The organism is Bradyrhizobium sp. SZCCHNS3052, assembly GCF_032484495.1.
GTDB lineage: Bacteria > Pseudomonadota > Alphaproteobacteria > Rhizobiales > Xanthobacteraceae > Bradyrhizobium.
The window spans coordinates 22,718-45,750 of record NZ_JAUETB010000003.1 but is presented as its reverse complement, the minus strand read 5'-3'; the positions used below and the strand labels follow the sequence as shown (position 1 = coordinate 45,750).

The window sequence follows — 23,033 nt, the reverse complement described above, 5'->3', positions numbered from 1 at the left end:
CGTCAGGACTTGCGCGCCTTGTCCTTCGCCGCGCGATGCAGGTGGCGGTAGGTGCCGTCGAACACCGTGTCGGTGCTCGACACCCATTCGGTCTCCTTGGCGAGCACCGGACGGCTGGCGTGGATGCGGCGCGACTGCAACTCGCGCTCGGCCGCCTCGTCCGGAGTCATGGGCTCGACCGTGAAGTTTGCCTCCTCCGGAATCACGATCACCTGCGCGAACGGCTCGCCCGGACGGAAGATATGCGTCCGCCCTTCCGCGGGCGCCTTGAAGACGCAGAAGAACAGCATCGGCCAGAAATTGCGCACCAACGCCGGCACCGCGATCGGGCAGGTATCGCTGCGGTCGGTGTAGAAGCGCGGATGCGGCTCGGTCCGGATCGCGAAACCGTTGGGCACCTTGAGATCGAGCAGGATCTGGTAGGTGTAGAAGGCATCGCCAAAATTGCGGAACGGCGGCCATTGCAGGCTCGGGCTCGGCGGCTCGCCCCAGTCGCCGGACAGCTCCAGCTTGCCGTCCCGCGTGGTGACCTGCAGCTCGAAGTCGTACGGATAAAATAGCTCGATGCCATATTGCGCACCTTCCGAGAATGGTACGCAATGCCAGACCTGCTCATGCGAGCCATTCGCTCGTGGCTGGCGTTCGCCTGCCCAGCCCGGGATATCCATCCGGGTGCGGCGCGGCGCCAACCCTGGATCGTTGAGCCGATATTTGACGCTATCCATGGGAACTCCTTAGGTGGCTGAGCGGAACGCGAACGACGGACTATCCTCGCAGTTCCATGACTGGAGCTTGAATGCGCTGTCACCGAAGGGTTTCGCGACCAATCAGCGGCCGGAGTTTGACCGCGGTGCGGCAAATCCATATAGACTTTAGAAACGTTCTAAACACCCGAATGTTGAGAGCGAGAGATCCGGGGACCTTGGAATGAAGAACTTCGCCGACCTCACCGAGCGCGAGATCCTGGCAATCGCGATCTCGGCCGAAGAGGAAGACGGCCGTATCTATATGAGCTTCGCGGAGGATCTGGCGGAACGTTATCCGGATTCAGCCAAGCTGTTCGAGCAGATGGCCGAGGAGGAGAAGGGCCACCGCCACATGCTGCTCGAACTCTATGAGGAGCGCTTCGGCAAGAACCTGCCGCCGATCCGGCGCGAGAACGTCAAGGGCTTCATGCAGCGCCGGCCGATCTGGCTGACCAAGAACCTGTCGCTCGACGCCATCCGCCGCGAGGTCGGCACGATGGAGTTCGAGGCCGAGCGCTTCTACGCCAAGGCGGCCGAGCAGGCCAAGGACGTCGGCGTGCGCCGGCTGCTCGGCGATCTCGCCGAGGCCGAGAAGGGCCACGAGAAGGTTGCGGCGAAACTGACCGACAAGATCCTCAGTCCGGATGTCCGGCACAAGGAGGACGAGACGCGGCGGCGCGTGTTCGTGCTGCAATATGTCCAGCCCGGTCTCGCCGGCCTGATGGACGGCTCGGTCTCGACGCTGGCGCCGCTGTTCGCCGCCGCCTTCGCCACGCATCAGAACTTCCAGACCTTCCTGGTGGGCCTTGCCGCCTCGATCGGCGCCGGCATCAGCATGGGCTTCGCCGAGGCGCTGTCCGACGACGGCTCGCTGACGGGCCGCGGCTCGCCGTGGCTGCGCGGCGCCGTGTGCGGCGCGATGACGACGCTCGGCGGACTGGGGCACACGATGCCCTATCTCGTCCCCGACTCCTGGACCAACGCGTTCTGGATCGCGACCGCGATCGCGAGCCTCGTCGTGTTCTTCGAGCTGTGGGCGATCGCCTACATCCGCGCGCGCTATATGGACACGCCGTTCCTGCAGGCGGTGTTCCAGATCGTGCTCGGCGGCATCATCGTGCTCGGCGTCGGAATTCTCATAGGAGCGGCCTAGCATCCGCACCCCGGCGTCTTGCCAACCGCTCAGCCGCGAGGCTGATGGCGCCGGACCGATCACAACGGAAAACTCGTCATGACGCCACGCCTGCATTACGGCACACCCGCGAAGATCCTGCACTGGCTGGTGGTGGCGCTGCTCGCCATCCAGTATCCGATCGGCTGGCTGATGCCGGACCTGCATGCCAATACACCCCCCGGCGCGCCGATGATCCTGCACATTTCATTCGGCCTCACCATTCTGGCATTGATCGCCGTGCGCTTCGTCTGGCGGCTCACCCATCCGGTCGCACCGGAGAGCTCGCTGCCGCCCTGGCAGCGGCTGAGCTCGGAGGTCGTGCACTGGATGCTCTATGTGATGGTGCTGGCGAGCACCATCACCGGCTGGCTGTTCGCCTCCTTCCGCGGCTGGAGCGTATCGTTCTTCTACCTGTTTCCATTGCCGATGCTGGCCGCGCGCAACCCGGCCGGTAACCGCGCCATCGACGGGCTGCACCAAGCCTCCGAATGGCTGCTGCTGATCCTGATCGTCGTTCACGTCGCCGCCGCACTCGCGCACGTCTTCATCTATCGCGACCGTGTCATGCAGCGGATGCTGCCGGGCTAGAATCCGCAATTTTGGTCAAGCGATCGCCATCCGCATCGGTTAGGACTCCCGGCAAACATCTCACCGGGAGGATCGACCTTGGCCGCACCGCAATGGACGTTCGCAACCGCCGTCGACACGGCGAGGGCGTTGGCAGATCGTGAGATCTCGTCGGTCGAGCTGACCAAGCTCGCCATCGACCGCATCGAACGTCATGACCCCGAGATCAACGCCGTCTGCGTGCGCGATTTCGAGCGCGCGCTCGCTGCCGCCGACGCCGCCGACGCCGCGCTGACGCGCGGCGAACGGCGGCCCCTGCTCGGCCTTCCGCTCACGGTGAAGGAATCCTACAACGTCGCCGGCCTGCCGACGACCTGGGGTTTTCCGCAGCACAGGGATTTCATCGCGGCCGAGGATGCGCTGACGGTGACTCGCGTGAAGGACGCCGGTGGCATCGTGCTCGGCAAGACCAACGTGCCGCTCGGGCTCGGCGACTGGCAGAGCTACAACGACATCTACGGCACCACCAACAATCCCTACGATCTCGGCCGCACGCCGGGCGGTTCGTCAGGCGGATCGGCCGCGGCCCTGGCGGCCGGCTACGGCTCGCTGTCGCTCGGCTCCGATATCGGCGGCTCGCTCCGGGTGCCGGCGTTTCATTGCGGCGTCACCGCGCACAAGCCGAGCTACGGCCTGGTGGCCTCGCGCGGCCATACGCCGCCGCCGTTTCAGCCGCTGCCGGGCGAGGCCGACCTCGCCGTCGTCGGCCCGATGGCGCGCTCGGCCGCCGATCTGTCGCTGCTGCTCGATGTGATCGCAGGCCCCGACCCGCTCGAGGCCGGCAAGGCATATCGCCTCGACCTGCCGCCGCCGCGCCACGGTCGCCTGCGGGATTTCCGCGTGCTGGTGGTCGCGAGCGATCCGCTGCTGCCGACCGACAGCGCCGTGCGCGGCGCGATCGAGCGGCTGACGGCCGACCTCGCACGGGCCGGCGTGAGCGTCACGACGGACAGCCCGCTGCTGCCGGACTTCGCCGCATCGAGCCGGCTCTACATGCGCATGCTGCTCGGCTTCATCGGCGCCACCATGCCGGCGGAGGTCCACGCCGGCGCCAGTCACGCGGCCGCGCAATTGCCGAAGGAGGCAGCGAGCCTCGCGGCCGAGCGGCTGCGCGGCATCGCGCTCAGCCATCGCGACTGGGTGCAGGCCGGCGGGGCGCGGGCGCGGCTGCGCGCGCAATGGCGAACGCTGTTCGAGCAGTTCGATGCCGTGATCTGCCCGATCATGCCAACGCCGGCCTATCCGCACGACCATTCGCCCGACCAGGAGCAGCGCCGCATCAGCATCGACGGCGTCGAGCATTGCTACACCGATCAGCTCGCCTGGCCGGGCATCGCCACCTTGCCCGGACTGCCCGCCACCGCGATTCCGCTTGGACTCGCCGACGGCCTGCCGGTCGGGGTGCAGATCGTCGGCCCGTTCCTCGAGGACCGCACGCCGCTCAAGCTCGCCGACCTGATCGAGCGCGAATTCGGCGGCTTCGTCCCGCCGCCGCGGTTCGCGAACTAGTTCGCGATCGGGCTTATTCAACAACGCCTCGCCAAATTCCGCCGTCGTCCTACATCGTCATGGCCGGGCTTGACCCGGCCATCCGTCTTGCAGAGAGGCTGGATGCCCGGGTCAGGCCCGGGCATGACGGGTAACTAATAGGCAGACCCGCCGAACCTCATCACCTGCCTCACACCCGACCACCCACCTCACGCATCGAACATGATCACGCTGCGCAGCGTCTTGCCTGCCTTCATGTTGGCAAAGCCCTCGTTGATCTCCGACAGCTTCAGCTTGGCGGAGATCCAGTCCTCCAGATGCAGCTTGCCGCGCAGATAGAACTCGACGAGGCGGGGCATGTCGACGCGAAAGTGGTTCGAGCCCATCGACGAGCCCTGGATGCGGCGCTCGCGCAGGAAGTCGAAGCCGTGCAGCTCGATCTTCTGGCCGAACGGGATCATGCCGACGATGGTCGCGGTGCCGCCCGGCGCCAGCATCGCGAACGCCTGCTCGGCGGTCTCCTTGCGCCCGAGCACCTCGAAGGCGTGGTGCACGCCGCCCTTGGTGAGCTCGCGCACCTGGGCCACGACGTCGCCCTCAGTGGGATTGATGATGTCAGTCGCGCCCAGTTTCGTCGCAAGCTGCAGCTTGGCCGGATTGGTGTCGATGGCGATGATGCGGCCCGCGCCCGCGATCTCGGCGCCGTTGATCGCAGCCATGCCGACGCCGCCGCAGCCGATCACGGCCACCGTCTCGCCGGCCTGCACCCGCGCCGTGTTGACGACCGCGCCATAGCCGGTGATGACGCCGCAGCCGATCAGCGCTGCGAGATCGAGCGGCATGTCCGGGCGGATCTTCACGATCGCGTTCTCGTGCACCAGCATCTGCTCGGCGAAGGACGAGAGGTTGAGGAACTGGTGCAGCTTCTCGCTTCGTCCCCATGACAGCCGGTTGGAGGCGCCGGGCGGCATCTTCACCGTCGTATCGGTGCACAACACCGGGCGGCCCGTGGTGCAGTTGTCGCAGGTGCCGCAGAACACGGACAAGCACGTGACGACGTGATCGCCCGGCTTCACATAGGTCACGTCGGCGCCGACCTGCTCGACGATCCCAGCCGATTCATGGCCGAGCACGGCGGGCAGCGGATGCGGATACAGGCCTTCGATGAAGTGCAGGTCGGAATGGCAGAGACCGGCAACCGCCGTGCGGATCAGCACTTCCCGCGGCCCCGGCTTGGGCACACTGATGTCCTCGATCACCAGCGGCTTGTTGACCTCCATCAGCACGGCGGCTTTCATTGGCGTTCTCCCGATCTTGTTTGTTGTTGGTCGCGGCAAGCCTACGCCGCTGACAGCAGTTCGCCAACCTCCTCCATGTCAGCGGTACGTTCGCCGAGCAGCAGTGTCGCGATGGCATCATCCATCCTATTTTCCGCGAGCCGGAACGGATCGGACGGCGTCAGCCGGTGCGCGACGATGAGCTTCGCCAGCAACAGCCTGCGCGCGTCGCCGCGCATCGCGTGGATGCGCCCGCTTTCCCAAGTCGTCGAGACGGCGCTTGCCACGTGATACAGCAGGCTGGTGGCGCGGCGCGCTTCGGACTCGTTGTCGGCGCGTCCCGCGACCTCGCGCGCAAAGCCCACGGCACGATCCACGAGTCGATGCAGCTGATCGCGCCAGGCCTGCGGCACGACGGCGCTGTCGTCGAGCCGCGCATGCAGGTCGGCTGCCAGCGCGGCCTCCGCACCGTGCCGGCCCACGGCGCGCTTCAGCGCATCGAGCGCGACGATGTTGCCGGTGCCTTCCCAGATCGAGCCGAGATGGGCGTCGCGCAGCAGCCGCGCGGTCACGAACTCCTCGACATAGCCGATCCCGCCGCGCATCTCCAACGCATCGCCGCAGACCTTGCGCGCGTCGCGCGTGGCGCGGAATTTCAATGTCGGCGTCAGAATGCGCAGCAGCGCCGCGGCATCCTGGCTGCCGGCCTCGGCACGGTCGAGCGCGTCGGCGGTGAGGAAGCTCAGCGACAGCGCCTGCTCGGTCGCGAGCAGGATCTTCAGCAGTTGCCGCCGGCCGAGCGGCAGGTCGACGATGCGTTTTCCGAACACCACGCGGTTGCGCGCGACCGTAATTGCGTCGTGCCAGGCCCGCCGCATCAGCGCCGTCGACTTGACGCCGTTGGAGAGACGCGACGAGTTGACCATCTCGGCCATCTGCACGAAGCCGCGATCGAGCCTCCCGACCGCATAGGCGACGGCGCCCTCCAGCTTGATCTCGCCCGAGGCCATCGAGCGCGTTCCGAGCTTGTCCTTCAGGCGCACGATCCGATAGTGGTTCTGGCTGCCGTCATCGAGGAAGCGCGGCATCAGGAACAGGCCGACGCCGCGCGTTCCCGCTTCGGCACCTTGCGGCCGCGCCAACAGCATCACGACTTTCGCATCGGCATTGGAGCAGAACCATTTCTCGCCATGCAGGCGCCAATGGTCGCCCTCCGGGACGGCGACCGTCGTCAACGTGCCGACATCGGAGCCGCCCTCCTTCTCGGTCATGAACTGGCCGCCCTGGGTCAGCTTTCTCATGTCGGTCTGCGTCAGGCCATCGAGGTACTTGGCCTTGAGCCCGTCGCTGCCGAAGCTCGCCAGCAGCTTGGCGCATCCGTCGGTGACGTTGATCGGACAGCCCAGCCCGAACTCCGCCTGGTTGAACAGGAAGGTGAAGGCGTGCTTGGCCGTGACCGGATACTTGGTCGGCCAGCCGAGAATGCCCTTCCGGATCGACATCGCGTGAATGCCGAACTCGCCAAAGGCGGCGCGCTCGAGCTCGCGATAGGCCGGATGGTACTCGACCCACTGCACGTCGCGGCCGAAGCGGTCGCGCTGGTGCAGCACAGGGCCATGGCGGTCAGCCAAGCGGGCGCATTCGTCGAGATAGGAGCCGGCGAGCTCGCCGAGACGGTCGAGATGCGGCACGAGGTGCCGAAACAGCGCTTCGGGCAGATGGATGCGCAGGAGATCGGCGAGCGCGGGGTCGGCGCGATAGAAGTTCAGCCCGGTGGTATCGGGCGCCAGCAGCTCCGGCCTTGCGCCGCCGGTCATCACGTCATCGCGCCTCAGGAACTGATGCATGATCGTTAAGCCCTCGTTCGTTTCCGCAAGTCTCTGATGGACTCTTCGACAGGTTGCGCCTGATCGGATACACAACAGGCAGCGGCGTGCGCCGAACCGGGAGCAGATCCATGACCAATCAGCCGACGGAGGTTTATCGCATCTTCGGGGCGGAGATGTCGCCCTATTCGGTCAAGGTGCGATCGTATCTGCGTTACAAGGGCATCCCGCATCACTGGATATTGCGCAATGCGGAAAGCGAGGCGGAGTTCGCGCGGCACGCCAAGCTGCCGATCATTCCGCTGGTGGTCGCCCCCGACGAGGTGCCGATGCAGGACTCGACGCCGATCATCGACGCACTGGAGCTCGACTTTCCGCAACCCACGATTCATCCCGGCGACGCGCTGACGAGCTTCATCTCGGCCTTGATCGAGGAGTTCGGGGACGAGTGGGGCAACAAGTGGATGTTCCATTATCGCTGGGCGCGCGATCTCGACCAGCGCGCCTCGGCCGGACGCATCGCCCGCATCCGCGCCCCCAGGGCGGACGAGGCCGAGTTGGGCGAGCTGGCCGAGAAGATCCGCGCGCGCATGGTCGAGCGGCTGTGGTATGTCGGCTCCAACGAGATCAACGCGCCGCAGATCGAGCAGGGCTTTGCCGAAATGCTCGACCTGCTCGAACGGCATCTCTCGGTCAGGCCATATCTGTTCGGCCACCGTCCGGCCTACGGCGATTTCGGACTGTGGGGCCAGCTCTACGAGCTGTGGACCGATCCGACGGCCGGCGCCCTGATCGAAGGCCGCGCGCCGCATGTGCTGGCCTGGATCCACCGCATGCTATGGCCGCGCGCCGAAGGTGAGTTCGAGCTGTGGCCGGAACTATCACTGACCTTGATGCCGATCCTGACCCGCCAGGTCGGCGCGCTGTTCATGCCATGGACGCTCGCCAACGAGCAGGCGCTGGCCGAGAACCGCAGCGTCTTCCGCGTCCAGTTCGGCGACTTCACATGGATGCAGAAGCCGCAGAAATATCACGCGCGCTCGCTGGCGATGCTCCGCGGCAAATACGCTTTCCTGCACGATCGCAGCCGGCTCGATGTCGTGCTGGAGGAGATCGGCTGCCTCGCTGGATTGCAGCCGCGTCCCACCTGAGGACGCGCGGCAAAAATGTGGGGACGAGCCGTAGGAAGTCGGCCGCCGGTGCACTAGCTTGATGTCTGCGGACGCTTTGGCCCAAGGACATGCCCATGGACATCCCTGCCTACAAGATCGCCCTCATCGTCGGTGCCGGCGAGGGGCTCTCGGCCTCGCTGGCGAGGCTGTTCGCGCGCGAGAAGATCCGCGTGGCGCTTGCCGCCCGCAAGATCGAGAAGCTCGGCGCGCTCTGCAACGAAACCGGCGCCCGCGCCTACCCCTGCGATGCGACCAATCCGGAGGAGGTCGAGCGGCTGTTCGGCATCGTCGAGCGCGAGATCGGCGCGCCTGATCTCGTGGTCTACAATGCCAGCGCGCGGGCGCGCGGAGCGCTCACCGATCTCGTGCCGGCCGACGTGCAGCAGTCGATTGCCGTCAGCGCCTTCGGCGGCTTCCTGGTGGCGCAGCAGGCGGCACAGCGCATGCTGCCGAACAAGCACGGCGCCATCCTGTTCACCGGCGCCTCCGCCAGCGTGAAGGGCTACGCCCAGTCGGCGCCGTTCGCGATGGGCAAGTTCGCGCTGCGCGGCCTCGCCCAGAGCATGGCGCGCGAACTGTCGCCGCAGGGCATCCACGTCGCGCATTTCGTCATCGACGGCGCGATCAAGAGCGCAGAGCGTCAGGAAGCCGCGGAGCGCCCGAATTCGATGCTCGATCCGGATGCCATCGCCGCAAGTTATTGGAGCGTGCTGCAGCAGCCACGGAGTGCCTGGAGCTGGGAGATGGAGCTGCGGCCGTGGGTGGAGACGTTTTGAGAAGTTGATGTTCCGTATGACGTGGGCAAAGACGCACCACGATCACCGTCATTGCGAGCGAAGCGAAGAATCCAGGGCGGAGCAAGGACTCTGGATTGCTTCGCTTGCGCTCGCAATGACGCGGATCGGTGGTCGCCTCATAGCAACTGTGATCGCCCGGCTCGACCGGGCGATCCAGTACACGCAACTGACAGCTGGTGACACGGTGAGGCCGCGGCGTACGGGATGCCCCGCCTTCGCAGGCATGACGTCATTTGATCTCGGACGTGGCGACTTGCGGCGCGCGACCGACCACGCGCAAATCTGGCCCCACTGAATGAGTCACCACTCCGCTTAGACCCTTCTCGAACCGCACCAGGGTCCAATCGTCCGCATGCGGCTTGATCGTGAAACCGGCCTTGCGGGCCAATGCAATCATTACGTCGTTGGTACGCAGCGCATCGCCCGAGAGGGTCACGCCACCCAACGCGAGCGCGCGTCCTTCCAGATTCGCGATGAGCGCCGGGCCGATGCCGTGGCCTTGCCAGCGGTCATGGACCGACAGGCCAAACTCGACACGACCGACGCCGCGATCGAATGCGTAGCGCGCCTCGGCCACGATGGCTTCGACACCTTCATGGTCCATCGTCGCGATCAGGCTGTAGCGGTCGTTGCGGCCGAGCGCGACGAAATCCTCGAGCACCGCCTTTGGCAGCTCGTTGAGTGCGCCGAGGAAACGCTTGTGGCGCGAGCGTTGGCTCAAGGACCGGACATAGCTCTGCAGCGCCTCGGCGTCGTCAGATGTGACGAAGCGCAGGCGCACCTCCTCGCCACGCCGCGTGTGAATGATGTTGGAGCCGGCAGCGAGATCGGCAATGGCGGGCGTCGGCATGCGCGGCTCCAACCGGGAAGCTTGCCGGCGCCCTCCTTTGCGGAGCGGCACCGGCGCGGCGGGATGAGTAAGGGGGATCAACCCCGCCAGAACGGCTTGTCGATCTCGGCGGCGATATCGCTGCGGGACAGACCGAGGTCGTGCAGGTCGCGCTCCGACCATTGCGCCAGCTCGTGCCGCGTGCGGTAGCGGAAGCGCCAGGCGGCGAGCAGCTCCACGACGCCGGACCAGAACCCCGGGCCATGATGTTTCGTCATTGACGAGGAGACGTAGATGGACATGAAGGCCTCCTGAAAATTCCTTGAGGCTGCAATATCGAGCGCTTGCGCTTCATCCACAAACGACATTTACTACCGTTTCGGATGAAATAACGTCATGAACCGGGGAGGCCGTGAATGGCCCGACTGCCGTCGCTGAATGGATTGCGGGCGTTCGAGGCTGCGGCGCGGCATCTGAGCTTCACCCGCGCGGCCTCCGAGCTGAACGTGACGCAGACCGCAATCAGCCATCAGATCAAGCGCTTGGAGGACGAGCTCGGGCTGCGCCTCTTCGTCCGCCAGAACCGTAGCCTGGCGCTGACGCCGCAGGCCCGCGACTATCTCCCGCTGGTGCGCGCCGCGTTCGACGATCTCCGGCTGGCAACGGAACGGCTGGTCCGCAAGGACAACGCCAAGGTGCTGACGGTCTCCACCATCGCCTCGCTGGCCGCCAAATGGCTGCTGCCGCGGCTGACGGCCTTTCAGGAGGCCCATCCCGGCATCGACGTGCGGATCACGACGTCGACCGGCCTGGTCGATTTTCGCAAGGACGACGTCGACGCCGCGATCCGCTATGGCCGTGGCCATTGGCCGGGCGTGCGGGCGGAGTGGCTGATGGCCGACGAGCTGTTTCCGGTGTGCAGTCCGGCGCTGCTGCAGGGCGACAAGCCACTACGCTGTCCGGAGGACCTCGCACATCACACGCTGCTGCAGGTCAGCGGCGGCTATGACGACGACTGGCGGCTATGGCTGACCGCGGCGGGTCTGCCGGTGGAGATGTCGAGGCAGGGTCGGCTGAGCTTCGACCTGTCGCTGATGACCGTTCAGGCCGCGATCGACGGGCTCGGCGTCGCGATCGGGCGTACGGCCTACGTCCAGGACGACATCGCCAAGGGCCGGCTGGTGGTGCCGTTCAAGATGACGCTGCCGAGCGATGCCGGGTTCTATCTGGTGACGCCGGAGGGCCGGACCGATCCGCCGAAGCTGAAGGCGTTCCGGCAATGGCTGAAGGGTGCAATGCAGCAGAAGTCGGCCGCCGCCAATTCTGTTCAGGCCTAGGGCGCCTTGAGCGCAAAGCTATTGGCCGCCAGGGCTTGGCGTGGCAGATTGTCGCACCTTTCCCCTCGGCCGGCGTAGAAATCCTCCGCACGAGCCTCTCGACGGTAGGAGTTTCCCCGCGTGTCCTCAACGTCAATCCCGCAGCCGGCTACGATCCATTCGCGCATCGGCGCGATCCTGCGCGCCACCAGCGGCAATTTCCTCGAGCAGTTCGACTTCTTCCTGTTCGGCTTCTACGCCCCGATCATCGCCAAGGCGTTCTTCCCATCGGAGAACGAGACTGCATCTCTGCTCAATGCCTATGGCGTGTTCTGGCTCGGCGCCCTGATGCGACCGGTCGGCGCCATCGTGCTCGGCGCCTATGTCGACAAGATCGGCCGGCGCCAGGGCCTGATCGTGACGCTCGGCATCATGGCGATCGGCACGATCGTCATCGCATTCTGCCCGACCTATGCGACGATCGGCATCGCGGCCCCGATCATCGTGCTGCTCGGCCGGCTGTTGCAGGGCTTCTCGGCCGGTGTCGAGCTCGGCGGCGTGTCGGTCTATCTGTCCGAGATCTCCACGCCCGGCAATCGCGGCCTCTACACCTCGTTCCAGTCGTCCAGCCAGCAGGTCGCGATCTTCGTCGCGTCGGTCATCGGCTACGTGCTCAACCAGGCCATGCCGGCGGACATGGTGGCCGCCTGGGGCTGGCGCATTCCCTTCTTCATCGGCTGCCTGATCATTCCGCTGATCTTCTTCCTGCGCCGCACGCTGGAGGAGACGCCGGCCTTCCTCGCGATGAAGAAGCACCCGACCGCGCGCGAAGTATTCGCCTCGGCGCTGGAGAACTGGCGCATCGTGATCCTCGGCATGATGATCGCGGTGCTGACCACGACGACGTTCTACTTCATCACCGTCTACGGTCCCGGCTTCGGCAAGCAGCTGAAGCTGTCGGCGTCGGATTCACTGCTCGTCACTTTGCTGGTCGCCGTGACCAACTTCTTATGGAATCCGGTCGGCGGCGCGGTGTCGGATCGGATCGGACGCAAGCCGGTGCTTGTGACCATCGCGACGCTGGCGTTCCTCACCGCCTACCCGGCGTTGCACTGGCTCGCGGCGGCGCCGAGCTTCGGCAAGCTGCTCACGGTCGAAATGCTGTTCTCGTTCTATTTCGGCGTCTATAGCGGCACCATGCTGGGCTGCCTGGTCGAGATCGTGCCTGCGCATGTCCGCACCACCTGCTTCTCGATCGCCTTTGCGCTGGCGGCTGGGCTGTTCGGCACCGCGACGCCGGCGGTCTCGACCTGGCTCATCAACAAGACCGACGACAAGGCCTCGCCCGGCTACTGGCTGATGTGCGCCGCCGTGCTCGGTATCATCGCAGCGATGACCGTCTATCGCGGCGGCCGCCAGGCCGTCGCGGCGCGCGAGCCGATCATTGCGTGATCGCTGCGAGGGGCAGCGCCTTCCTCGACGTGCGCTTTCGGCGCATGATGGTGGGGAATGAACAGCAGCCGGCAGCGGCGGGTGTCGACGCTTCCGAAGGATGAACGCCATGCAGCACCTCATCGCTGTCGCCGAGAAGGTCGCGGCGCGGCTGACCGCCAAAAAGCAGACCATTGCCGTTGCGGAATCCTCCGCCGGCGGCCTGATCGCGGCGGCGCTGCTCGCGGTGCCCGGCGCATCCGCCTATTTCCTCGGCGGCGCCGTGGTCTATACGCGCGACGCCCGCCGCGTGCTGATGGACATTCCGGACGAGGCGATGAAGGGCATCCGCTCGGCGTCGGAGCCTTATGCGGAGCTGCTGGCGCGGCAGATCAGGACGCGCTTTGCGACTGATTGGGGAGTGTCGGAGACCGGTGCCGCGGGTCCTGCCGGCAATCGCTACGGCGACGCGGCGGGACATGCGTGCTTCGCGGTTGCGGGGCCCGCGACCGCAGTCGTCACTCTGGAGAGCGGCCACAGCGACCGTTTTGCCAACATGCAGCTGTTCGCGAAGAGCGCGCTGGAGCTGTTACTCAAGAAACTCGACGAATAAACCGCTGTCGTCCCGGGCAAGCCCGATGACGCGCAGCGTCGGCGGGCGCCGACCCAGGACCCATACTCCCCAGCAGAAATGGGGCGCGACGCGAGACGTCACGAGCATCTCGCGCCACGACTGCTCCCTGTGGTTATGGATCCCCGCGTTCGCGGGGATGACAGCGAGATTGGAGCGCTGCCCGCCGTCTCTGCAGGGACGGCAGCCGGGCCCCTCACTTCTCCCGGAACGCACGCATCAGCTGGTCGTGCAGCGGCTTCATCAGGTAGGAAATGACAGTGCGGTCGCCGGTCTGCACGAATGCCTCGACCGGCATGCCCGGGATCAGCTTGACGTCGCCGAGCCTTGCGATCTCCTCGGGCGGCATCGAGACGCGGATGGTGTAATAGCTCTGGCCGGTGCGCTGGTCGGTGGTGACGTCGGGCGAGACGCGGCTGACGACGCCGTTCAGCTCCGGCGTGGTGCGCTGGTTGAAGGCGGACAGCCGCAGCAACGTCTTCTGGCCGACCTGCAGCTTGTCGATGTCCTGCGGATTGACCTTGGCCTCGACCTGGAGATCGTCGCTCTGCGGCACGATCAGCATGATGGTGTCGCCGGCGGTGATGACGCCGCCGACGGTATGGACGCTCGACTGCAGCACCATGCCGTCCTGCGGCGCGCGGATGTCGACGCGGCGAAGCTGGTCCTCGGCGGTGACCTTGCGCTCGACGAACTCGCCGATCTTGTCGGTGGTCTCGCGCAGATCCTTGGACACCTCGCTGACCATGTCCTTGTCGACCTGGATGATCTGCAGCTCGGTCTCGCTGATCTTGCCCTTGGCCTGGGCACGCGCGGCGATGAATTGCGCGCGCTCGCCGTTGAGGCGGGCAGCGTCGCGCTCCAAGGTGGTCAGGCGCGACAGCTGCACCAGATGCTGCTCATAGAGCTGGCGCACGCCGTCGAGCTCCTTCTGGACCAGCGCGATCTCCTGGTCCTTGGCGCTGACCTGCGCGGAGAGTCCCTCGATCTCCTCGTTCAGCTGGGTGACGCGCTCGCGCAGCTGCGCCTTCTGACCAATGCGGCCGTTGACGCGGACCTCGAACAGCTTGGTCTCGCTCGCCGTCAGGCTCTTGACCTCGGGATCGCTCATGCGCTGCAGCAACTGCGGCGGAAACAGGATCTTGGCCCAGCCGCGCTGCTCGGCCTCCAGCCGGGCGGCGCGCGCCTGCAGCGCATCGAGGTTCTTGGTGACGATGGCGAGACTTGCCTTGGTCACGGTGTCGTCGAGCCGCACCACGATGTCGCCGGACTTGACGACGTCGCCGTCGCGCGCCCGAAGCTCGCCGACCACGCCGCCGGTCGGATGCTGCACCTTCTTGACGTTGGATTCGACCACGATCTGGCCGGGCGCGATCAACGCGCCGGAAATCTGCTGCGTCGCGGCCCAGCCGCCAAGCCCGCCGGCGACCGCAACGACGACGCCCATGCCGATCAGCAGGTGGCGGCGGATCGACTCGCGCACGCTCTCCGTCTTGCGGCCGCCAGGAAGTGGACCGGCAACGACCTGACTGCTCATGGCTTTGCCACTCCGGCTTCCGAGACGATCTTGATCGGCGACGGCGCACGCGGCTGCAGCACCTGCGCCAGCACCGTCTCCTTCGGACCGAACGCCTGGGCGCGGCCGTCCTTCATGACCAGCACCTGGTCGACCGCCTCGATGCCGATCGGCCGGTGCGCGACGACGACCACGATCGCGCCGCGCGCCCGCGCTGAGCGCACCGCGCGTGACAGCGCCTCGTCGCCTTCGGTATCGAGATTGGAGTTGGGCTCGTCGAGCACGATCAGGAACGGATTGCCATAGAGCGCGCGCGCCAGCGCCACGCGCTGCGCCTGGCCTGCCGACAGCGCGGCACCCTGCTCGCCGATCTCTGTGTCATAGCCGTCGCGCATCTTGATGATCATGTCGTGCACGCCGGCTTCCTTGGCGGCGGCGATGATGCCGTCGGCGGAGGCCTGCGGATCGAAACGGCAGATGTTCTGCGCGACGGAGCCTGCGAACAATTCGACATCCTGCGGCAGATAGCCGATGTGACGGCCGAGCTCGTCCGTCGACCATTGGTCGAGCGCCGCACCATCGAGCCGGACATGGCCGCGCACCGGACGCCAGACACCGACCAGCGCCCGCACCAGCGACGACTTGCCCGACGCGCTCGGACCGATGATGCCGAGGCCATTGCCGGCCGACAACGCGAAGCTCACGTCCTGCACGATCGCCTTCTGGTCCCCCGGCGCGACGATCGAGATGGCCTCGACCGAGAGCTTGCCGACCGGCGGCTGCAGCAGGGTCGGCGCCGGTCGCTGCGGCATCGTCTGCAACAGATGGCTGAGACGGCGCCAGCTCTGGCGCGCGGCAACGAAGCTCTTCCAATGTGCGATCGCGAGATCGACGGGCGCCAGCGCCCGCGCGCTCAGGATCGAGCCGGCGATGATGATGCCCGCGGTCGCCTCCTGATGGATCACGAGATAGGCGCCGACCGCGAGCACCGCGGACTGCAGCATCATGCGCAGCACCTTGGCGATGGCGCCGAGGCCGCCGGCGACGTCGCTGGCGCGCTGGTTGCCGGCGAGATATTTTTCGTTGGTCTCGCTCCAGCGCGACAGCATGCGCCCGGTCATGCCCATCGCGACCAGGACCTCGGCGTTGCGGCGACTTGAGGTGGCGAGATCGTTGCGGCGGGCGGCGAGCCCCATCGCCTCCTTGGCCGGCGTGCGGGTGAGGAATTCGGTGATCAGCGTCAGGGCGACGAGGATGATGGCGCCGGCCAGCGCGGTAACGCCGAGCATCACGTGAAAAGCGAAGCAGATCGCCAGATACAGCGGCAGCCACGGCAGATCGAAGAACGCGCCCGGCCCCTGGCTGCCGAGGAAGCTCCTGATGTTATCGAGGTCGCGCAGCGGCTGCAGGCCCTCGTTGCGGCCGCCGGCGGACAGCGGCAGCCGCACCACGGTGTCGAACACCCGCGCGTTCAGGCTCTCGTCCAGCGCGGTGCCGATCCGGCCGAGAATGCGGCTGCGGATCATGTCGAGCGCACCCTGGGCGGCGTAAAGCCCCGCGGCGATGATGATCAGGCCGATCAGCGTCGGCACGGACCGGCTCGGCAGCACCCGATCGTAGACCTCGAGCATGAAGATCGAGCCGGTGAGATACAGCAGGTTGATGATGCAGCTCATCACCCCGACGCCGATGAAGGCGCTACGGCAACCGCGCAAGGCATCGCTGAGCTCGGATTGCCTCACGTGAGGTGCAGCCGCCATCACCACCATCTCTTCAATTGATCAAATGAGCTACGTGGCCGCCGACCAAAAGCACAAACTGGCGGCAAACAAGGCGAAATATACTGATTCCCGCGGTGAGCGTCCAACGATGCTCACTTTAGCGTAAATTAGCTATGTGCTGGGGTATGTCGCGTGGCGCGGTGCAAACGTTCAGCCACGCCGGATCGCAAGTCCTAGAGCCGCCCGCCGGTCCGCACCAGCCGCACCACCAGCAGGAGAATGATGGCGCCGAGCGCGGAATAGACGATTTCCGACACGAGGCCGGTGCCGATCCGGACGCCAAGCCGCGGGAAGATCAGGCTTGCGACCAAGGCGCCGAGCACGCCGATCACGATGTCGCCGACCAGCCCGAAGCCGGTGCCGCGGACGATCTTGCCGGCCAGCCAGCCTGCAACCAGGCCAACGAACAGAATGACCAGGATACCTTCGTTCGATACGTGCATGGCGTGTCCTCATCCAGCGCGGACGATCGGTCCCACGCGTGGCAGCACCTTAGCGAGGCCGTTGCGACGCTTCGACACGCGATGGACGGTTTCGGCCGGTGAGGAGCGCGTTTCGGGCGAACCGTTACGTTGCCGCCACACTTGCCGGCGCCTCGGCCAGGACGCAGCGCGCCAGCCGCTGTGGTCCGAGCGCAATGTTCGGCGGCATCGCCTCCGAGCAGCGCGGCTGCGCCAGGCCGCAGCGCGGTGCGAACGAGCAGCTCCGCGGCGCCCGGTCGAGCGAGGGTGGCGTGCCCGGAATGGTCTGCAGCCGCTCGCCGCGCCTGGCACCATGGATCGTCGAAGCCAGCAGGCCGCGCGCATAGGGGTGCACGGGTTGGCGCACGATCTCGCGCAAGCTGCCCTGCTCCACGATCTCTCCGGCATACATCACGGCGAGGCGGTCGCAGATCTCGATCGCGACGCCGATGTCGTGGGTGACGAAGATGACGGACATGCCGAACTCGCGCTGCAGTTCGCGCAACAGCAGCAGGATCTGGATCTGGACGGTGGCGTCGAGTGCGGTGGTCGGCTCGTCGGCCAGCAGCACTTTCGGCCGGCACGCCAGCGCCAGCGCGATCATCGCGCGCTGGCGCATGCCGCCGGACATCTCGTGCGGATAGGACTCCAGGCGACGCTTCGCCGAGGGAATCCTGACGACGTCGAGCATCTCCAGCGCCCGCGCCTGTGCTTCCGCAAAACTCCTGCCCTCGTGCCGCATCACGGTCTCGGCGATCTGCCGGCCGATGGTGTAGACCGGATCGAGCGCCAGCCCCGGCTCCTGGAAGATCATCGACACGGAGCGGCCGCGAAACCGCGACAGCTCCTCGTCGTTCATCGCCAGCACGTCGCGGCCCAGCACCTTGACACTGCCGGAGATCTGCGTCCGCTTGTTCGGCAACAGCCGCATCAGCGCCCGCATGGTCACGCTTTTGCCCGAGCCGGACTCGCCGAGCAGGCCGAGCACCTCGCCATCGCCGAGCGACAGGCTGACATCGTTCACCGCATGCACGGTGCGCTCGCCGGTGAAGCGGATGGTGAGATTGTCGATCTCGACGAGGTTGGTCATGGGAGGCTATCTCGCCTTTCCGTCAGGAACACCGTGGCCAATTGCGAAGTGAGCTGCCACCCTCCCCTGGAGGGGAAGGGTCGGCTCGCATGAAGCGCAGCGGAATGCGAGACGGGGTGGGGTGACAGCCTCTCCATGGACTCGCTTCCAAGGGGAGAGACCGTCACCCCACCCCGATTGCGCATGAGATGCGCAATCGACCCTCCCCCTCCAGGGGAGGGTGAGACCGTCGGACGGGATGCACAGGTCTCCCTCATGGCAGCGTCGGCACCCGGGCGTGGAAGTCGGTCGCGCGCTGGAAGGCGGCGCCGATGGTCAGAATCGTAGCCTCATCGAAGGAGCGGCCGATCAGTTGCATGCCGACAGGAAGCCCCGTCGACGTGAAGCCGGTCGGGATCGCCAGCGACGGCAGGCCGAGATAGTTCACCGGGCGGGTGAAGCGGGTGATGCGCTGGATCACAGCTTCCGCACCCGGCGCGCCGCCGACATCGCTCTCGGCGATCGAGGGCGTCACCAGCGGCGACACCGGCGCGATCACGGCATCGACGCCAGAGGTTGCCGCGACATGCGCCGCCAGCGCCGCACCGCGCCAACGCAGCGCTTCGAGATAGGCGACGCCGGAGACGGCCAGAGCGTTCTGCAGTCGCATCAGCACCTGCGGGCCATAGTCCTGCGGACGCTCGATCATCCAGCGCTTGTGGAAGGCGGCCGCCTCGACCGCTAGCACGAGCTGGCAGGCTGCGGTGAGCTGGCGCTGATCCGGCAGCTCGACCTGAACCACATCGGCGCCCTCGGTCTTCAGCACCGCGATCGCCGCATCGAGACAGCGCGCAACCTCAGGATCGAGGTCGTCGACATAGAACGCCTTGGGCACGCCGATCCTGAGACCCTTGATCGAGGCCTGGGTGGCGGCGACATAGTCCGGCACGGGCGCCGCGCTGGCGGTGGGATCCTCGGGATCGGGACCAGCCATCAGCCCAAGGATCAGCGCACAATCCTCCGCGGTCTGCGCCAGCGGCCCGACCGTGTCGAGCGACTGCGACAGCGGCATCGCACCGGCGCGGCTGACGCGGCCCCAGGTCACCTTCAGGCCGGTGACGCCGCAGAAATTCGCGGGCATGCGGATCGAGCCGCCGGTATCGGAGCCGAGTGCCGCGAAGGTCAGGCGCGCGCCGACCGCCGAGCCGGAGCCGGACGACGAGCCACCGGTGACGTAGCCGAGCTTCCAGGGATTGTGCACCGGACCGTAATGCGCGTTGTGTCCCGTCGGGCCATAGGCGAATTCGGCCATCTGCAGGGTGCCGAGCCGGATCGAACCGGCATCCTTCAGCCGCTGCAGCGCGGTCGAGGTCGTCGTTGCGACGAAGTCGCGCCGGATCAGCGAGCCGCAGGTCGAGATGTGGCCGGCCTCGTAATACATGTCCTTGTGCGCAAGCGGAACGCCGTGCAGCGGGCCCTTGGGGCCGTCCTTGGCGAGCGCTGCATCGGCCTCGGCGGCAGCCTTCAGCGCCGGCTCGGATTCGATCGCCATGAAGGCGTTCAGCCTCGGCTGCCACTGCGCGATGCGATGCAGGCAGGAGCGCGTCACCTCGACCGAAGAGAGCTTCCTGTCCGCAATCGCCTTCGCGACGTCGGTCAGGGTCATCAAGGCAGGTTCGGTGCTCATCGGCCCACCTTCAGCGTCTGCGCCAGGACGTAGCTCGCCGGCTCCAGGTCGAATGGGAGTGTACCGGCAACCGCGGCGAAGTTGTCGAAGGCCGGTCCGATCGAGTCGGCGATGCGGGTGGCAACCTCCTTGTCGACCGGCAGGCCGGAGGCCTCCGCGATGGCACTGACTTGCTGGGGCGTGGGTCTGGTCATTCCGCTTCTCGCTGCTGGTGTCTGCCCGTCAGGCGGCCGGCGCCCGGCTGTGTCCCGAGCCTGGGATCGCCATGTGGCAGGCGGCCTGATGGCCCATTGTATCCAGCTCCGTCAATCTTGGCGCGACATTCGCGCATGGCGCCTCGGCAAATGGACAGCGGGTGTGGAAGCGGCAGCCGGCGGGCGGATCGATCGGGTTGGGTGGATCCCCAGACAGCGGCGGCTCCTCCGTGCGCCTGTCGGGATCGGAGGACGGCATCGCCGCCAGCAGCGCCCGTGTATAGGGATGCGCCGGCCTGGCCCAGACCTGCTCGACCGGACCGAGCTCGACGACCTCGCCGAGATACATCACCAGCACGCGGTCGGAAATGTAGTTGATGACGTTGAGGTCGTGGCTGATGAACAGATAGGTCAGGCCGAACTCGCGCTTCAGGTCCATCAGCAGGTTCAGCACCTGCGCCTCGACCGACTTGTCGAGCGCCGACACCGCCTCGTCGAGGATCACCAGTCGCGGCGACAAAGCGAGTGCACGGGCGATGTTGACGCGCTGGCGCTGGCCGCCGGAGATCTCGTGCGGATAACGGTTGGCGAAGGTCTCGGGCCTCAGGCCGACCTTGCCGAGCAGCTCGCGCGCCAGCGCACGCGCCGCAGTGTCGGTCATGCCGTGCACCTTCGGCCCGAATGCAATCGACTCCTCGATCGTCAGCCGCGGATTGAGCGAGGCATAGGAGTCCTGGAACACCATCTGCATGCCGCGCCTGAGCTCGCGCAACGACATCTCGTGGCCGACCTGCCGGCCGTCGAAGATGATCTCGCCGGCATCGCGGTCCATCAGATGCATCAGGAGCCGCGCCGTGGTGGACTTGCCGCAGCCGGACTCGCCGACGATGCCGACCGTCTCGCCCTTGCCGATGACGAACGAGACGTCGTCGACGGCGCGCACCGTCTTGCGCGCGCCGAACAGGCCGCCACGGACCGGGAAGTGTTTCGTCAGGCCATCGACCCGCAGCAGCGGCTGCGCCTTGCCGCCGAGGTCCTCGATCGGCTGAAGTCCGGTGACTTCCGATGCTTCATTCATGCCTCTCAGCTCCGGATGTCCATCGCGCTACGCAGGCCGTCGCTGAGCAGGTTGAAGCAGATGGAGACAGCGAAGATCATCACGCCCGGCAGCGCCGCCACCCAGGGATTGACGTAGATCGCCGTACGCAAGGTGTTCAGCATCAAGCCCCATTCCGGCTCCGGCGGCTTGGTGCCGAGACCAAGGAACGAAAGACCGGCCGCGAGGATCATCGATACCGAGATCAGGCCGGTGGCGTACACGAAGATCGGCCCGAGCACGTTGCCGAGCATGTGCGCGCGCATGACCGTAAACGCGTTCGCGCCCGAGGCGCGCGCGGCCTCGACGAAATCGCGATTGCGCACGCCCGTCGTGACGCTCTCGGCGACGCGGGTGATCTGCGGCACGAACACGATGGTCAAGGAGACGATGGAGTTGGTGATCCCGGCGCCGAGCGCGCCCGAGATCGCGATCGCCAGCAGCACCGAGGGGAAGGCGTAGAACACGTCGATGGTGCGCATGATCGCGGTGTTGACCCAGCCGCCGACATAGCCGGCGACGAGGCCGAGCATCGTGCCGATGCCGAAGGCGAGGATCACGGGCGAGATGCCGATCAGCAGCGACAGCCGGCCGCCATAGATCAGCCGCGCCAGCATGTCGCGTCCCAGCTCGTCGGTGCCGAGCGGATAGTTCGGCGTGCCGATGTGGCGCAGGCGCCGAATCATCGAGCCCTGATAGGGATCCGCGAGATGCAGATAGGGCGCGAGCAGCGCGGAGAGAAAGATCAGCAGCAGGATCGCGACGCAGACCATGCTGAGCTTGTCGCGGACGATCCGGCGACCGACGGTCGCCCAATAGCCGCGTGCGTTCGCGATCGGCGCGGCCTGCGGCGAGGCGTCGTTGAGGGCGCCGGGGGTACTGACGCTCATCGTTAGCCTCGCTTGATGCGCGGATCGATCGCGGCCTGCGCGATGTCGACCACGAGATTGAGGATGACGAAGAACATCGCCAGCACCAGGATCGTGCCCTGCAAGAGCGGCAGGTCACGCTGGAAGATCGCCGAGTTCAACAGCAGACCCGAGCCGGGCCACGAGAACACAGTCTCGATCAGGATCGATCCGCCCAGCATGTAGCCGAGCTGCAGGCCCATGACCGCCAGGGCGGTCGGCGCGGCATTCTTCAGCACGTGGCGGAACACCTGGGTTTCGCGCAGGCCCTTCGCGCGCAGCGCCTCGACGAAATCCTGGCTGAGGATGTCGCCGGTCAGCGCGCGCACGGTGCGCGTGATGATGCCCATCGGAATCACCGAGGTGGTGATCGCGGGCAGGACCAGGAAGCGGATATGGGCCCAGTCCCACGACCATGCGCCCGAGCCGGACGGACCGGCGCCAACCGCAGGCAGCCAGTTCAGCTCGACCGAGAAGATGATGACGAGCACCATGCCGAGCCAATAGTGCGGCAGCGATACGCCGGCGATCGCAATGGACGTCGCCACCTTGTCGATCCAGCTGTCGCGGAAATAGCCGGCGACGAGGCCGAAGAACAGGCCGAGCGAGAATCCGATGATGGCGGCTGCGATCGCCAGGGTCACGGTGTTGGAGACTGCGCGCAGCACCTCGGCGAGCACGGGACGGCCGGTGGCGATCGAGCTGCCGAGATCGCCATTGACGGCGCGCCACAACCACAGCCCGAACTGCACCGGCAGCGGCTTGTCGAAGCCATAGGCCACGCGCAGCTGCTGTGCCAGCTCCTGCGACGCGTCGGCCGGCAGCACCGCAACGAGCGGATCACCCGGCGTGATGTGAACGAGCATGAAGCAGACGAGCGCGACGCCGATGATGATCGGGATCGCATAGACCATCCGCCTGGCAGCATAAGAGAGCACGAGTCACCTTCATAAGCCTCTCCTCATCGGCGGAGAGTCGCGAGATACAAGCGGCACCAAGAAAGCTCC

The 23,033-nt window shown here is 66.5% G+C and carries 22 protein-coding genes; 8 read left to right on the top strand and 14 right to left on the bottom strand.

Features of this window, described 5'->3' with window-relative positions; all coding sequences use genetic code 11:
* Positions 1-2: 2 nt before the first annotated feature.
* On the bottom strand, positions 3-725 hold the full coding sequence (locus QX073_RS11790) for a hypothetical protein (RefSeq protein ID WP_316200336.1): 723 nt from the start codon (positions 723-725) through the stop codon (positions 3-5).
* Between the two features lie 202 nt (positions 726-927).
* Here QX073_RS11790 and mbfA point away from each other — a divergent pair, with 202 nt between their 5' ends.
* The 3 genes from mbfA to QX073_RS11775 all read left to right on the top strand — a co-directional run bounded on the left by mbfA (position 928) and on the right by QX073_RS11775 (position 4,056).
* On the top strand, positions 928-1,899 hold the full coding sequence (gene mbfA, locus QX073_RS11785) for an iron exporter MbfA (RefSeq protein WP_315713729.1): 972 nt from the start codon (positions 928-930) through the stop codon (positions 1,897-1,899).
* A 78-nt stretch (positions 1,900-1,977) separates the two neighbouring features.
* Entirely contained in the window at positions 1,978-2,508 is a 531-nt protein-coding gene (locus QX073_RS11780) for a cytochrome b (RefSeq protein WP_316167340.1), read from the top strand.
* Positions 2,509-2,586: 78 nt separating this feature from the next.
* Entirely contained in the window at positions 2,587-4,056 is a 1,470-nt protein-coding gene (locus QX073_RS11775) for an amidase (protein WP_316225799.1), read from the top strand.
* A gap of 188 nt (positions 4,057-4,244) precedes the next feature.
* Here the strand turns inward: QX073_RS11775 and QX073_RS11770 are convergent, their stop codons facing one another.
* Both QX073_RS11770 and QX073_RS11765 read right to left on the bottom strand, forming a co-directional pair.
* On the bottom strand, positions 4,245-5,333 hold the full coding sequence (locus tag QX073_RS11770; RefSeq protein WP_315713727.1) for a Zn-dependent alcohol dehydrogenase: 1,089 nt from the start codon (positions 5,331-5,333) through the stop codon (positions 4,245-4,247).
* A 41-nt stretch (positions 5,334-5,374) separates the two neighbouring features.
* Complete coding sequence (locus tag QX073_RS11765; RefSeq protein WP_316172697.1) at positions 5,375-7,159, bottom strand: acyl-CoA dehydrogenase family protein; 1,785 nt, start codon at positions 7,157-7,159, stop codon at positions 5,375-5,377.
* Positions 7,160-7,269: 110 nt separating this feature from the next.
* Here QX073_RS11765 and QX073_RS11760 point away from each other — a divergent pair, with 110 nt between their 5' ends.
* Complete coding sequence (locus QX073_RS11760) at positions 7,270-8,289, top strand: glutathione S-transferase family protein (RefSeq protein ID WP_315825924.1); 1,020 nt, start codon at positions 7,270-7,272, stop codon at positions 8,287-8,289.
* A gap of 95 nt (positions 8,290-8,384) precedes the next feature.
* Entirely contained in the window at positions 8,385-9,086 is a 702-nt protein-coding gene (locus QX073_RS11755; RefSeq protein ID WP_315713724.1) for an SDR family NAD(P)-dependent oxidoreductase, read from the top strand.
* Positions 9,087-9,336: 250 nt separating this feature from the next.
* Here QX073_RS11755 and QX073_RS11750 read toward each other — a convergent pair whose 3' ends face one another.
* Both QX073_RS11750 and QX073_RS11745 read right to left on the bottom strand, forming a co-directional pair.
* Positions 9,337-9,957 carry a GNAT family N-acetyltransferase gene (locus QX073_RS11750; protein WP_316172699.1) on the bottom strand — a complete coding sequence of 207 codons (621 nt, stop codon included), beginning with the start codon at positions 9,955-9,957 and terminating at the stop codon, positions 9,337-9,339.
* 77 nt (positions 9,958-10,034) lie between these two features.
* Positions 10,035-10,238, bottom strand: coding sequence for a DUF1127 domain-containing protein (locus QX073_RS11745; RefSeq protein WP_315713722.1), 204 nt, complete (start codon positions 10,236-10,238; stop codon positions 10,035-10,037).
* A 114-nt stretch (positions 10,239-10,352) separates the two neighbouring features.
* Here QX073_RS11745 and QX073_RS11740 point away from each other — a divergent pair, with 114 nt between their 5' ends.
* The 3 genes from QX073_RS11740 to QX073_RS11730 all read left to right on the top strand — a co-directional run bounded on the left by QX073_RS11740 (position 10,353) and on the right by QX073_RS11730 (position 13,296).
* Entirely contained in the window at positions 10,353-11,273 is a 921-nt protein-coding gene (locus QX073_RS11740; protein ID WP_315713721.1) for a transcriptional regulator GcvA, read from the top strand.
* A 120-nt stretch (positions 11,274-11,393) separates the two neighbouring features.
* Positions 11,394-12,704, top strand: coding sequence for an MFS transporter (locus tag QX073_RS11735; RefSeq protein WP_316186645.1), 1,311 nt, complete (start codon positions 11,394-11,396; stop codon positions 12,702-12,704).
* 109 nt (positions 12,705-12,813) lie between these two features.
* On the top strand, positions 12,814-13,296 hold the full coding sequence (locus QX073_RS11730; protein WP_316169566.1) for a CinA family protein: 483 nt from the start codon (positions 12,814-12,816) through the stop codon (positions 13,294-13,296).
* Positions 13,297-13,510: 214 nt separating this feature from the next.
* On the opposite strand, the gene QX073_RS11725 is transcribed toward QX073_RS11730, so the two are convergent.
* From QX073_RS11725 to QX073_RS11685, 9 genes are all read right to left on the bottom strand, one after another.
* Positions 13,511-14,851: an HlyD family type I secretion periplasmic adaptor subunit gene (locus QX073_RS11725; protein WP_315713718.1), complete on the bottom strand. Its 1,341-nt coding sequence runs from the start codon at positions 14,849-14,851 to the stop codon at positions 13,511-13,513.
* Positions 14,848-16,590, bottom strand: a complete 1,743-nt coding sequence (locus QX073_RS11720) for a type I secretion system permease/ATPase (protein WP_316172701.1) — start codon at positions 16,588-16,590, stop codon at positions 14,848-14,850. The genes QX073_RS11725 and QX073_RS11720 overlap by 4 nt, the downstream gene beginning before the upstream one ends.
* Positions 16,591-16,784: 194 nt before the next feature.
* Positions 16,785-17,054, bottom strand: coding sequence for a GlsB/YeaQ/YmgE family stress response membrane protein (locus QX073_RS11715; RefSeq protein WP_315713716.1), 270 nt, complete (start codon positions 17,052-17,054; stop codon positions 16,785-16,787).
* Positions 17,055-17,178: 124 nt separating this feature from the next.
* Positions 17,179-18,162 (bottom strand): ABC transporter ATP-binding protein, encoded by a 984-nt coding sequence (locus tag QX073_RS11710; RefSeq protein WP_315825920.1) that lies wholly within the window; start codon positions 18,160-18,162, stop codon positions 17,179-17,181.
* 253 nt (positions 18,163-18,415) lie between these two features.
* Complete coding sequence (locus QX073_RS11705) at positions 18,416-19,828, bottom strand: amidase (protein ID WP_316203831.1); 1,413 nt, start codon at positions 19,826-19,828, stop codon at positions 18,416-18,418.
* Positions 19,825-20,022, bottom strand: a complete 198-nt coding sequence (locus tag QX073_RS11700; protein WP_009026147.1) for a hypothetical protein — start codon at positions 20,020-20,022, stop codon at positions 19,825-19,827. The genes QX073_RS11705 and QX073_RS11700 overlap by 4 nt, the downstream gene beginning before the upstream one ends.
* 28 nt (positions 20,023-20,050) lie before the next feature.
* Positions 20,051-21,100 carry an oligopeptide/dipeptide ABC transporter ATP-binding protein gene (locus tag QX073_RS11695; protein ID WP_315713713.1) on the bottom strand — a complete coding sequence of 350 codons (1,050 nt, stop codon included), beginning with the start codon at positions 21,098-21,100 and terminating at the stop codon, positions 20,051-20,053.
* A gap of 5 nt (positions 21,101-21,105) precedes the next feature.
* Positions 21,106-22,008, bottom strand: a complete 903-nt coding sequence (locus tag QX073_RS11690; RefSeq protein WP_316200344.1) for an ABC transporter permease — start codon at positions 22,006-22,008, stop codon at positions 21,106-21,108.
* A gap of 2 nt (positions 22,009-22,010) precedes the next feature.
* The gene (locus tag QX073_RS11685) at positions 22,011-22,964 is read right to left on the bottom strand and encodes an ABC transporter permease (RefSeq protein ID WP_315713711.1); all 954 of its coding nucleotides are present in this window, start codon (positions 22,962-22,964) and stop codon (positions 22,011-22,013) included.
* Positions 22,965-23,033: the final 69 nt, after the last annotated feature.